Origin of the sequence: Pedobacter polysacchareus (assembly GCF_019802255.1) — a bacterium.
GTDB lineage: Bacteria > Bacteroidota > Bacteroidia > Sphingobacteriales > Sphingobacteriaceae > Pedobacter > Pedobacter polysacchareus.
The window spans coordinates 580763-593241 of the sequence record NZ_JAHYSS010000003.1 but is presented as its reverse complement, the minus strand read 5'-3'; the positions used below and the strand labels follow the sequence as shown (position 1 = coordinate 593241).

10 protein-coding genes and 1 pseudogene are annotated in these 12479 nt (G+C 39.0%); 4 read left to right on the top strand and 7 right to left on the bottom strand.

Features of this window, described 5'->3' with window-relative positions; all coding sequences use genetic code 11:
- Positions 1 to 326: 326 nt before the first annotated feature.
- The 5 genes from K7X70_RS10160 to K7X70_RS24425 form a co-directional block, all read right to left on the bottom strand.
- Entirely contained in the window at positions 327 to 1013 is a 687-nt protein-coding gene (locus tag K7X70_RS10160; protein ID WP_222536951.1) for a type 1 glutamine amidotransferase domain-containing protein, read from the bottom strand.
- 311 nt (positions 1014 to 1324) lie between these two features.
- Entirely contained in the window at positions 1325 to 1681 is a 357-nt protein-coding gene (locus tag K7X70_RS10155) for a response regulator (protein ID WP_222536950.1), read from the bottom strand.
- A 4-nt stretch (positions 1682 to 1685) separates the two neighbouring features.
- Positions 1686 to 3188, bottom strand: coding sequence for a PAS domain-containing sensor histidine kinase (locus K7X70_RS10150; protein WP_222536949.1), 1503 nt, complete (start codon positions 3186 to 3188; stop codon positions 1686 to 1688).
- Positions 3189 to 3416: 228 nt separating this feature from the next.
- Positions 3417 to 3974 carry a lipocalin family protein gene (locus K7X70_RS10145; protein ID WP_222536948.1) on the bottom strand — a complete coding sequence of 186 codons (558 nt, stop codon included), beginning with the start codon at positions 3972 to 3974 and terminating at the stop codon, positions 3417 to 3419.
- Positions 3975 to 3976: 2 nt separating this feature from the next.
- Positions 3977 to 4105 (bottom strand): lycopene cyclase domain-containing protein, encoded by a 129-nt coding sequence (locus K7X70_RS24425; RefSeq protein ID WP_222537179.1) that lies wholly within the window; start codon positions 4103 to 4105, stop codon positions 3977 to 3979.
- Between the two features lie 167 nt (positions 4106 to 4272).
- Between K7X70_RS24425 and K7X70_RS10135 the strand changes: the two genes are divergently transcribed.
- The 4 genes from K7X70_RS10135 to K7X70_RS10120 all read left to right on the top strand — a co-directional run bounded on the left by K7X70_RS10135 (position 4273) and on the right by K7X70_RS10120 (position 8378).
- Positions 4273 to 4992 carry an SDR family NAD(P)-dependent oxidoreductase gene (locus K7X70_RS10135; RefSeq protein ID WP_255607062.1) on the top strand — a complete coding sequence of 240 codons (720 nt, stop codon included), beginning with the start codon at positions 4273 to 4275 and terminating at the stop codon, positions 4990 to 4992.
- Between the two features lies 1 nt (position 4993).
- Entirely contained in the window at positions 4994 to 5644 is a 651-nt protein-coding gene (locus K7X70_RS10130) for a flavin reductase family protein (RefSeq protein WP_222536947.1), read from the top strand.
- A gap of 8 nt (positions 5645 to 5652) precedes the next feature.
- A complete protein-coding gene (locus K7X70_RS10125) occupies positions 5653 to 6906 on the top strand; it encodes an NAD(P)/FAD-dependent oxidoreductase (RefSeq protein ID WP_222536946.1) in 1254 nt (417 codons plus the stop codon).
- Positions 6907 to 7130: 224 nt separating this feature from the next.
- Positions 7131 to 8378 carry a family 16 glycosylhydrolase gene (locus K7X70_RS10120; RefSeq protein WP_222536945.1) on the top strand — a complete coding sequence of 416 codons (1248 nt, stop codon included), beginning with the start codon at positions 7131 to 7133 and terminating at the stop codon, positions 8376 to 8378.
- Between the two features lie 55 nt (positions 8379 to 8433).
- On the opposite strand, the gene K7X70_RS10115 is transcribed toward K7X70_RS10120, so the two are convergent.
- Both K7X70_RS10115 and K7X70_RS24540 read right to left on the bottom strand, forming a co-directional pair.
- The gene (locus K7X70_RS10115) at positions 8434 to 12198 is read right to left on the bottom strand and encodes a hybrid sensor histidine kinase/response regulator transcription factor (RefSeq protein WP_255607061.1); all 3765 of its coding nucleotides are present in this window, start codon (positions 12196 to 12198) and stop codon (positions 8434 to 8436) included.
- Between the two features lie 12 nt (positions 12199 to 12210).
- Positions 12211 to 12339: pseudogene (locus tag K7X70_RS24540) on the bottom strand (two-component regulator propeller domain-containing protein); the annotation flags it as partial.
- Positions 12340 to 12479: the final 140 nt, after the last annotated feature.

Here is a 12479-nt window from a genome sequence, read left to right as displayed (position 1 = left end):
ATGCTCTCGATCGTTTGTGCAACCTACCTTACAGGTGATTACTGTTGGTCTATATTAAGAGCACTTGTTAAGTACTTGAAATTTAATTCTATATGTTTTTAGTATTAAGAATTATTGAAAAGCATTTAAAAGGATGAAAGGAAATAATGCTACGCTGATAATTAATTCTAACTAGACAAAAAAAAGGTGTAAATAAACTGTGTCAGCTAGTTAATTATGAACTTAGAGACACAGTTTATTACATTAGAAAAGATGAAGCAGCAACCTGCTGTGGTCAGATTTATACCATAGATTGCAACTGATGATTTCCCGCCTTGGAAGCGTTCTTAATTACCTGCCTTTAATGTTTCAAGCAGCAATTTGGCCGTTGCTTCAGATGAACCTGGATTTTGTCCGGTAATCAGTAAGCCGTCTTTCTTTACATGAGCACTCCAATCGGCGCCTTTACTATAAATTGCTCCTAAGTTTTTCAGTTCATCTTCTAAAAGGAAAGGAACAACTTTAGTCAGTTGTACAGCTTCTTCTTCTGTATTTGAGAAACCCGTCACTTGTTTTCCTTTAACTAGTGGCTCACCATTCGATGTTTTTACCTGTACTAGCGCCGCAGGGGCATGACACACAAAAGCAATAGGTTTGTTGTGTTGGTAAAAGCGCTCAATTAAAGAAATCGAACTTTTATCATTGGCCAAATCCCAGAGTGGACCATGACCACCCGGATAGAAAACAGCATCATAATCACCTTCATTTACTTCAGTTAACTTTAAAGTCTTAGCTAGCGCTGCTTTCAAGGCCTCATCTGAATGGAAGCGTTTGGTGGCAGAAGTCTGATTTTCCGGACTGTCACTTTTAGGGTCTATTGGTGGCTGCCCTCCTTTAGGTGAGGCGATACTGAGCTCTAATCCGGCATCAGCCATCACATAGTAAGGTGCCGCAAATTCTTCTATCCAGAAACCAGTTTTTTGTCCAGTGTCACCTAAATCACTGTGGGATGTCAATACGATTAATACTTTCATAACTATTGTTTTTAAGATTAATAACTCATTTTTACTATTTTCTATGCATCTGCCGGTATAAGTGATTATTTTAACGCTAGCTAAGCTAACTATGAAATTTTCCTTCAAACCGCCGCATCGATGATGCTTAAGGGGCTCAAGGCATATATTCTCTTATACGTTAAGTAAGGAATTATAAAATCCACCTCCGTCCTGGGTCTACTAGTCCACTCATTTTAAGAAACAATTCTGTAGGATAGCTGACAATTTTTATGCCTACATCTTCAGGTAAAATGTAAAACTGAAATCTGTGAATCTTCACTGAGTAGTTTTTAGAGGAGTTTTTGAATTTTCTCGATCAGTACATTAATTTCAAAAGGTTTGGGCAGATAATCATCTGCCCCTGTTCTTTTTGCAATTGCCGCTCCATCAGTGCTGGCTGAGTACATAATAACCGGTAGTTTTTGGAATTTTGGATCTGCTCGAAGGTTTTTTAGCACCTGATCACCTGAAAGTAAGGGCATCCAAATGTCCAGTAATAGAATGTCAGGCTTTTCCCGCTCCATGGCTTTGATCAACTTCATGCTGTTTGCTTCTGTGCAAACACGGTAACCAAAATCTTCTACAATTAGCTCCATCATTTCAAGGATGCCTTTATCGTCATCACAAATCATTACTTTCTTATCCATCTGTTTAGGGCTTTGCATGGTTTAACGGTAGGGTGAAGCTAAATAGGGCGCCTATTCCAGGTTTGCTCTCTGCCCATAGGGTTCCTTGGTGATTTTTGATGATCTGCTCGCAGATGTATAATCCTATGCCCATTCCGGGATAGTTTTTTTGTGTTTCACCTACTCGGTAAAATCGCTGGAAGATTTTCTTCAACTCTTCTTCCTTAATTCCCATTCCATGGTCTTTTACGGAAACTTTAATAAAGTTGCTGACTCTGGAAATATGGACTTCAACCATATTTGATTCTGGTGAGTATTTAATTGCATTGCTGATCAGATTGGTTAACACCTGGATGAGATGAGATTCATCGCCATGATAGCAAATACCTGTTTTACCTTTAATTGTAATTTGATGGCTTGGACTTGCGGATTGTATACCCTCTATAGTATCCAGGATCATTTTGTCAAAATCAAATGGTTCCTTATGCAATTCTATATTACCGCTCTGTATTCTGGAAACGTCCAGCAGCTCAGATAATAGTTGGTTCAGGCGATCTACATAACTGCCTGTTTTGTTGACAACCGTTCTGAATTTGTCTGAAGCATTTTCAGGCATAAGCCTTTGGATCATCTGCATATAGCCTACTACGGTAGTTAATGGTGTTTTAAGTTCGTGACTTGCAATGGACAGAAAATCATCTTTGCGCTGCTCGATGGCTTTTCGCTCGGTAATGTCCTCTATGGCAAGTAAGATCCGGTCTTTGAATTGTCCCTCAAGCTCCACCCGGTGGGCATTGAGCAGCATCAATTTCCTACCTATGTGCGGAAATTCGTATTCTACTTCATAATCTAATACCGGATTGTTGTTGGGAAGGATTTCTTCCATCATGGTTTTGAGTTCCGGTATGTTCCATTGACCATTACCCAGCTGATATAACAGTTTTCCTTTTGTGTCATTTATGGAGACTTTGAAGGTACTTAGAAAATGCTGATTGGCGCTCAGAACGTGATAATTTTTATCCATTACAATGAGGCTTTCGCGAATGGTCTCGACGATGCTGGATAGATATTCTTCACTTTGCTGGAGCATCTGGGTTCGTTCGGCTACTTTCTGTTCGATTTCTTTAAAATTCATCTCCAGCGCATGTTCTGCTTTTTTCCTTTTGCTGATGTCGTTTTGAATTCCTATGAAATGGGTGATTTGACCGGAAGCATCTTTTACTGCGGAGATATGCAACTCATTGTAGAATAGCTTTCCTTGTTTATTGTAGTTTCGAATTTCTACTACACAGTTTTCTCCTGCAGCTAAGGCCTGTTTTATCGTGATACGTGCCTGTTGATCTCTGTCTTGATCTTGGAGGAAACGACAATTATGTCCTATGATCTCTTCGCGGCTGTAACCTGAAATTTGTTCAAAAGCTGGGTTACAGAAAATGATGGGGTTATCCGGTAATAGATTATCGGTAATTACAATTCCTGTATTGGCCGCCTCTAGTACCTTGACTAGAATTAGCGACTCGGGTATCATATGATCTAAATTCAAATGGCTTCAAAATTTTACAATTAATAACTCAATAAATGCTGATTTTGTTTAGGCCTATTAAAAATTGGAGTCATATTTTTCTTAATTATACCTTGCAGGGATTGTGAATTTTGGTAATATTTGGCTTTCGTATATCGAAAATGTAAGGTTACTTAACCTGTATCTATTCCCCAATCTAATCTTAAATCTAGTTTAGTCCAAAATACTGAGATCTTACTGCTCAGAGATAAAAGGATTTTTTTTATCCTGTTTCACCCATATTAATTTGGAGGTGTCATATCCTAAGTCTTTAGCCATCTTAATGTAGTTACTCTTCACTTCATCAGGAATGCTTTTTTTTCGGGATAAGATCCATAGGTAGTCTAAACTTTTCCCAGCAATTAGTGCATATTCATAATTACTGCCAATCGCTATTACATTGTACCCTGAATAAAATGGCCCGAAAAAACTTACTTTTAAAGCAGCGATGTTTTCATCTCCTCTGAATTTAGCAATTCCAATTGCTGACTTCCATTCTTTTGTTTTATAATTATAACCACTGTTAAGCACTTTTACATTTCCGTTTTCCGCTAAACTGTATTGTGCCGTTGTATTATCCAGATTTTTTTCAAAACGAAAGTCAAACCGGGCGATCTCATACCAGGTGCCTAAATAGCGTTGTACGTGAAAATCGGCAACTGGTTTTGCGTTTTTAGGTATGGATGCACAGGAACTTAAAGTTAAAATTGCTGCAATTGTAAGTAGTGTAGGAATGGGGATTTTATTTTTCATAATTATATAGGGCTTTTGAAATATTTTAAATAAATATTGAGTAAAGACTGCGAGTAACCGTATGGGGCATCTTCTATTGGTTTAGTAAGGATCCGAATATTTAAAAAACTCTTCGGATTGTAATTTACGATGGGATTTTATACATTAATTGGTGTACAAATGTACTATTATATTAAAATATAGTATTATTTAAAACTAAATAATACTTTTGTTCACTAATTTTAAGTCTATTAAAGTTTGAATTATCAGGTTTTAATAGTGCTCAGTGTGTAAAAATTGAATTTTTAAGGCATATAGGATGATGAATTTTGAAGGTAAAAACATATTAGTTGTAGGTGGAAGTTCGGGTATTGGCCTTTCGTTGGTAAGGTCGCTGGCACTAAATGGTGCAACTGTCTACAATATATCAAGAACTGAGCATTCGGATTGGCCGGAGGGTATCAGGCATTTATGTCTGGATGTTCTTGATGATCTAAGTGCTATGGCAGACTTCCTTCCTGAACAATTACATGGTTTGGTGTATTCAGTAGGTAGCATTACGCTTAAGCCTTTTAATAGGCTTGCTGAAGAAGATTTCCTAAACGACTATAGAATTAACGTCTTGGGTGCTGCACGCACGATTCAGCAATCTGTTAAACATTTAAAAAATGCAGCTTCATCATCTATAGTTTTGATTAGTTCTGTTGCGGCTAGAACCGGAATGCCTTACCATGCCAGTGTCGCTGCAGCAAAAGCGGCTATAGAAGGTATGGGATTATCGTTGGCAGCGGAATTTGCTGCCCAGCAGATACGGGTAAATGTGGTAGCTCCATCGCTTACTGATACGCCATTGGCTAAAAATCTATTGAATTCTGCTGAAAAACGTGAAGCCGCTGCGAAAAGACATCCTTTATCCAAGGTTGGGCAACCAGAAGATATCAGTAGTTTGATTGCTTTTTTACTTTCGGATCAAAGCAACTGGATAACCGGGCAAGTCATTGGTGTGGATGGCGGATTGGGAAAATTAAAAACAAGTTAATATGGTGAATATTAAGAGTGAGCAGATCTACCAGTTAGAAAAACAGTACAGGATTAGCCTGATTAATAGTTTAGTTGGCTATAAGTCCCTGAATCTTTTAGGAACTGCCAGCCCTGAAGGGATTACTAATTTATGCGTGATTAGTTCGGCCTTTCATCTGGGCGCTAATCCACCGCTTTTAGGTATGGTGATAAGACCAGAACGTGAACAGAATAGCACGCTTTCAAATATTAAATCCACAGGGCAGTACACTTTAAATAATGTATTGCCAGAATGGTATATGCAGGCACACCAAACCAGCGCCTATTACCCATCTAATGTATCCGAATTTGATACCTGTGGATTTCAAAAATTATATGTTGATCGTTTTAAAGCACCTTTTGTTAAGCAATCCTCTATTTGTATCGGATTAGAGCTAAGGGAAATTATTGATGTAGAAATTAATGGAACCACTATTCTAATCGGAGAAATCGTTCAAATCCTAGCTGATGATGATCTGATCGCAGCGGATGGTACTGTTGATCATGTGAAAGCAAAGACGATGACTGTTGCCGGTTTGGATGCTTATTTTTTGCCGCAGGCTATTGGACGTTTGGCTTATGCTAAGCCAGGGGTTGAGCCTCATGAAATAAATAATCCTGTTAATTCTTGATATCAAATATGGAAAAAGATGTGATTATCATTGGTGCGGGGGTAGCTGGTTTAACTGCTGCTAAAGTTTTAAAGGAAGCGGGTAAATCCGTGCTCGTTATTGAATCTTCTAACGCGGTAGGTGGCAGAATACAGACTGATGAAGTAAATGGTTTTCTTCTTGATCGTGGCTTTCAGGTTTTATTGACTGCCTATCCAGAAGCAAAACGCTTTTTAAATTATGAAGCATTAGCACTTTGCAGGTTTGACCCGGGTGCTTTGATTTTGAATAAAAAAGGAATCTCCAGGATTGGCGATCCGCTGCGGCAACCGGGCGTATTGATGAGCACTCTTTTTTCTTCTGCAGGTACATTAGCTGATAAATTTAAGATGCTGAGGCTAAAACTGAAACTTAGCCGCAAGACCATACAACATATATTTTCAGAAAAGGAGATCAGCACCATTGACTATTTGAAAAAAGAGGGGTTTAGCGAAAAGATGATCAGCCAGTTCTTTAAGCCTTTTTTGACGGGTATTTTTCTTGAAGACCAGTTGAGCACTTCCAGCCGCATGTTTGAATTTGTTTTTAAAATGTTTAGTGAAGGAGATGCCGCTATTCCAGCTAAAGGAATGGGAATGATTCCTTTACAACTGGCACAGAGTCTTTCTGCTGATGAATTGGTTTTTAATGAAAAAGTAGAAACTATTGATGGCGGTAATGTAATCACGTCTTCAAAATCAGTTTACAAGGCTAAATATATCCTTATTGCCACAAATCCTATTCAAATGCCAGCTCCATTTCAGCAACACGTGGTAAAATCTTACCACTCAGTTACTAATATGTATTTTACAGCTGATAAAAAGCCGTTTAACGTGCCGCTGATTGCTTTGAACACTTTATCCGGAAAATTGGTTAATAATATTGCTGTGATGGATCAGATATCCCCAGCGTATTCCAGTAACGGCAAGGCTTTAATCTCAGTATCTCTTATTGGTAATCATTTACAGGCGAATCAAACCCAACTTCAGGATAGAGTAATATCGGAAATGAAATTTTGGTATCCTGATGCCCTCAACTGGAAGCATCTTAAAACGTATCATATAAATTATGCGCTGCCTAATGATGATCAGGTTACTAATCAGGTAGGGTTTAACCTTATGAGATTAAATGATCAGTGCTTTGTTTGTGGAGATTATTTAATGAATGGCTCAGTCAATGCAGCTATGAAAAGTGGCAGACTCGCGGCCGAAGCTATAATTAAGGCGCAAGGCACGGTTAATTGAATATTGTACCAATTTATTGAGCTTTTTTATTGTAGCAGACAAAGAGCCATCAGCTCTAATAAAATTTCTAAAAGAAATGTGATCTAATTGTTGGTTGGGCCAATAATTATTTTAGGATCTTTTAGATAAAATCAGATCTATTCAAGACAAGAACGAACACAAAGAGCTTTATTCCGGACTTATATTGTGTACACTTTAACCAATATTTATCTAACCAAAAAATTATGAAAGTTCTAACTCTATTAAACTGCTCGCTATTATTCTTATTATGCTCCTGCTCCAAACCAGTGTACAAAGTAGAAAAAATGTCACCCGAGCTGTCTATTCAGGAATCATCAATGGTCAATAGCCTTACTATTTTACCTCCCGTGTGGAGGTTGGTATTTTCAGATGAGTTTAATTCAACTGGAAATTTTGATACCAGTAAGTGGATGTATTGTCAGCGCCAAACATCGGCCTGGAACAAGTATTTAACTTCAACATCAGATTATGTTTATCAGGATGGGAGTGATCTGGTCTTGAAAATGGACAATGCGGTTATCGCAGGAGATAATGTTCCTTACCATTCAGGAGGTATCCAAACCTCTACCAAATTCAACATCCGTTATGGAAAGATTGAAGTAAGGGCAAAGTTCAAAAAAGGGCAGGGCTCCTGGCCTGCAATATGGATGATGCCAGAAACCCCAACATCTTATGGCGGCTGGCCAAATAGTGGTGAAATTGACATAATGGAACATGTTAATTACGAAAATACAATTCACCAAACCATACATAATGGCTCGGTAACCAATGCGAATGGAGTAAGTACGGCCACACATTCTGCGAGCTATAATGCCGCTGATTATAATGTATATAGTGTGGTTTGGAATCCTTCAGCTATTGAATTTTATGTAAATGATGTGCTTCAGTATACCTATTCTAAAGCGGTAAATGCGACTTCACTGCAATGGCCGTTTGACAGAGCTTTTTACCTGATTTTAAATCAGGCCGGTGGTGCTGGCTGGCCAGGTGCAATTACAAGTGCAGATCTACCATTTAATATGAATGTTGATTGGGTGAAAATTTATAAACAGGAAGAATTGGGAAATCCCGGATTAGAATTGGCAACACTTTCGCCATGGGTTGCAGGGCCTACTACAGCAGTTGTAACCACTAATGTGGCAACAGGCAGCAAAGCCATTCGTGAACAGGGTGGTGCTACTACCTTGGAACAAACTGTAACAGGGTTGCTTCCTAATACCACCTATGTTTTTGGAGGGTATGGAAAAGTAAGTACCACTGGAGAATCTGTAATTATTGGGGTAAAAAATTATGGCGGTAGCTCGATGGGCAGCCAGATAACAAGCACAAATTATCAGCATGCTAGTGTCATGTTTACCACCGGGGCCACCAATACATCAGCTACTGTATACTTTTACAAGCCAAATGCGGGTACTGTTTACGGTGATGATTTCTATTTAAACAAACAATAAGATTAAACACCGATATTGAGTAGGGGCGGAATTTCAGCCCCTTTTTAAAACTTGCTTATGATAACTTTATGTTGTGTTTTTGACGGTAAAGCGTAGGGGTGGTATGATAAAATTGTTTAAAAACAGTACTGAAATATCTTTGGTTGGCAAACCCTACTGCATCAGCAATTTCCATAACACTTTTATCTGTATGGCTAAGCAAATACACCGCTTTTTCTAAGCGGAATTTATTGATGTAATCATTAACGCCAACATCAGCAATGCTTTTAAGTTTGCTGTATAGGGTGGCACGGCTCATCGCCATTTTATCTGTCAGAAAATCTACATGCAGGTTCTCGCTATCCAGGTTGTTTGTAATCAGGTCATTTAGCTTGCGTATAAACAGCTCATCGGCACTGCTAAAAGTTTCTTCTTTATCTGCCACAAATAACGCAGAATTTTTATACTTCGACTTAATTGCTTCCCTGTTTTTTAATAAATTACCTAAGAGAGTTTGTAAAAAGTCAAGTTCAAAAGGCTTGGCAATGTAGGCATCTGCACCAAGTTTATAGCCTAGGTTTCTACTTTCGGCATCTCCCTGTGTGGTTAGTAAAACAATAGGTATATGACTGATGCTAATGTTTTCTTTAATGCGTTTACAAAGCTCAAATCCATCCAACCCAGGCATCATTACATCGCTTATGATAATGTTTGGATGGTGTTTCCCTACAATTTCCAGAGCTTGCAAGCCATCTCCTGCTTCTAGCACTTCTTTAAAGTAAGGTTTTAAATTATCCACTAAGAATAAACGCAGTTCAGGTTCATCTTCTACTATCATTAATGAATAATCTATGGTAGAGAAATCCTTGCTTAACGGAAAGACTGCGGGTTCGGAAATGGCAACCGGTACTACCTTGCCAATCCCCAATGCATTGTCTGCACTTTCATCACTCAATTCCAAGTCGGCAGGTAGTTCGAAATAGAAAGTCGCTCCACTTTTACTGTTTCTTTCTGCACCAATTTGCCCATTATGCATCTCTATCAATATTTTTGAAAAAGATAGGCCGATTCCACTTCCGTGTTGTTGATGTGCTCCCTGGTAAAATGGTTCAAACAACTGGCTGGTATCTACATGGTCAAGTCCAATGCCTTCGTCGGTTATAGCAACACGGACGTATTTTCCCTTGCGGCTGCTAGTTATAGTTAAACTGGTATCAGGGCGACTGAACTTAAGTGCATTGACCAGTAGATTGGATAAAACGAGTTCGCATTTTTTCTCATCAAAGGCAATTTCTCCAATTTCATCATCCAGCTGATAGATCATTTTTATCCCTTTGGCTTCAAATTCACTGGAAAAATTATCGGCTATTCTACTGATCCAGCTATTTAGATTTTGACGCGTCAATTTAAGTGTCTCCTGTCCCAGTTCTATCTTTCGCACGTCCAGAACCATATCAATGATCTCTTTCATCTGATTGGCCTGCTTGTAAACCCCTTTTAGTTTCTTGGTAAGATCTTCATCCAGATTCTTGTTGCTTAGCATTCTTTGAAGTGGTGAGTAAATAAGTGTAAGTGGAGTTCTTAACTCGTGGCTGATGTGTATCAGGAACCTAATCTTGGCCTCGTAGGTTTTCTGTTCATGCTCCTTCATATCCCATTGCAGCTTGCGTTCGCGTTTTGCAATGGCCATGCGGTAAAATAGTATAATGGTAGCTGCAGCAGCAATCAAAACCAATCCGATAAACCAGAAGCTCCTAAACCATGGCGGGTTTACACGGATATCCAATACTTCCGCAAATTCACTCCAGCCTCCATTTTTAAGGCTACAGGATACCATAATTTTATAACTTCCAACAGGGAATGATCCAATAGCGAGCGAATGGTCGTAAGTTTCAATCACCTGCGCATCCAGTCCGCTTATTTTATACCGGAATATTTTTTTTCGGAAAACATCTTTTTCCCTGGCCATTATTTTGATAACCAAGGAGGTGCGGTTCCATGGGATACTAACTTGATTGACTTTAGAACTCTGATCAATGGGCAAAGGAATGCCATTTAATTCTAGATCCATTAGTTCTATTACCGGGGCATCGGCTGCTATAGAAGGGATGTTTTTCTTGATGTGAAGTAGCCCTTTTACACCACCCAGGTAAATGTCTCCGGTGGCTGCAACCAAGGATGGCTTGTAAAGAAACTCGTTTGGGACTACACCGTCTGATTCACCAAAGGCTAGAAATTTGTTTTCCTCAATGAGGTATAAGAATACCATATTCTGTGCACCAATCCACAATCGGCCGGCGCTGTCTGCAACCAAGGTCGAAACTTCACTGAATAAACTGGTCTTTATCTCTTTTAGGACCCGTTGTTTAGGGTCGTAGCGCATCAATCCCTCGCGGTTTCCTACCCAAAAAATGCCATGTTTGTCGCGGCCTACAGCAGTAATAGGATTCCCATCAGGCTGAAGCTGAAAAACACTTTTGATCTGATTCTGGGCATGATTAAGTTCAAATACGCCATATGGGCTAAAAAGATAAGTCCGCTCTGCGTCAGAAAATATTTTAAGCAAAGGGCTATGGGCATTTGGAACTGAGCTGTATTTAACCAGAGTGAATTTCTGAGTTGGGATGTGGTATTGAAAAATCTGGTTTGCAAATAGGTACACGTAATCGGGAGATACTTTGTGCACATTTACCGCTATACCAGATGACTTAATGATTTCGCCCTGTGAATTAATTTTGTTGCTGTGAAAGGGGCGAATGGCCCCGGTTACCTTGTTAAAAACGTATAAGCCTTTACTAAATGCCGAAATAAGCAACTCTTGCTCGCTAAAAGCTGTAATGGAAGCAATTTTAAAACCGTAGGTCGATAAATAGTGCGTAAAAACCATTTTCTTTGGATCAAAACGATTTATTCCGCCCCCGTCGGTACCAAGCCATAAAATGCCCGTTTTTTCTTCATAAATACTGAGCACTGTCTTTTCGCTCAGCCCATATATGCTGTTTAGTGGTGCATCCTTGTAAGTATTGATAAAAGCCTTCCTGATCGCAATGAGACCGCCCCTGATACTTCCCGCCCAAAGGTTGTCCTCCTGATCATGGTATAATGTTAAAATGGAATTTTCCGGAAGGGATGCAGAATTGCCTGGAACATGTTTCAGCGCGGAAAATGTTTTGGATTGCAGGTCCAGAATATTGATTCCGCCACCATCAGTAGCAATCCAGAGCTTATTGTTACTTTCAAGGACATCCAGTACAACATCGTTATTGAGTCCCGAATTTTGACTGTTGTAATGGAAAAGCTGCATCCCATTTTTATCGTAAGCCTTGATTCCCTGTCCGTAGGAAGCAATCCAAACTTTCTGTTGCTTATCTACATATAGGGCCATTATTTCCCGTTCTTTTATAAAATGCACAGGATTTAAGGATTTATCTCTCGGATTAAATACCCAAACACCATTTCTTCGGGTATATAAAAGTACTTTATGATCTTGCCACAGCCTCATCCCTGTAAACATATCGGTGCTTTTTTCTTTACCTGTGGTAGGGATAACCTGTACACGTTTTTTCGAGAAGTTAAATTCATAAATGATTCCCTCACCGCCAAATGCTACACCTTCCGGCAGCTCAACCGCTGAACGTACCAGTAAAGGTTTATTTTGATATTTTATGACCTCAAAATTATCTTTACCTGGGTTATACAAGGCAAGGCCATTTTCTGTACCTACCCAAATATTACCAGTCTTATCTTCCAGTATAAAGTTAATCTGGTTGCCAGGAATTGATTTCAGATCGTTTTTTTTATATACATAGCTTTTAAGGCTATATCGGTCAAAACGGTTCAAGCCAGATTTTGTTCCAATCCAGATAAATCCATTATGATCATTTAGTATACAACGGACGGTGGATTGGCTTAAGCCTTCGCTTAAGGATATTTGCTTAAAATAATAGCCCTGATCTCCCCGGGTATCTTTACTGCAGATCAAAGAAAAAAGGAGAAGCAATAGGAATATTGCCTTTGAGTATCTGTATGCCAAACTGCCTGTGAATTACTTTGACCTAAATATAAGCAACAAGAACCGCAACAAGGAAGTAATAGCTGTTATTTAATGCTTTTTTATGGTGA

Excerpts from the sequence above, each read along its gene's own strand:
- K7X70_RS10160 (WP_222536951.1), bottom strand. The coding sequence starts at position 1,013 with ATGAAAGTATTAATCGTATTGACATCCCACAGTGATTTAGGTGACACT.
- K7X70_RS10120 (WP_222536945.1), top strand. The coding sequence starts at position 7,131 with ATGAAAGTTCTAACTCTATTAAACTGCTCGCTATTATTCTTATTATGC.
- K7X70_RS10125 (WP_222536946.1), top strand. The coding sequence starts at position 5,653 with ATGGAAAAAGATGTGATTATCATTGGTGCGGGGGTAGCTGGTTTAACT.
- K7X70_RS10155 (WP_222536950.1), bottom strand. The coding sequence starts at position 1,681 with ATGGATAAGAAAGTAATGATTTGTGATGACGATAAAGGCATCCTTGAA.
- K7X70_RS10130 (WP_222536947.1), top strand. The coding sequence starts at position 4,994 with ATGGTGAATATTAAGAGTGAGCAGATCTACCAGTTAGAAAAACAGTAC.
- K7X70_RS10135 (WP_255607062.1), top strand. The coding sequence starts at position 4,273 with ATGATGAATTTTGAAGGTAAAAACATATTAGTTGTAGGTGGAAGTTCG.
- K7X70_RS10145 (WP_222536948.1), bottom strand. The coding sequence starts at position 3,974 with ATGAAAAATAAAATCCCCATTCCTACACTACTTACAATTGCAGCAATT.
- K7X70_RS10150 (WP_222536949.1), bottom strand. The coding sequence starts at position 3,188 with ATGATACCCGAGTCGCTAATTCTAGTCAAGGTACTAGAGGCGGCCAAT.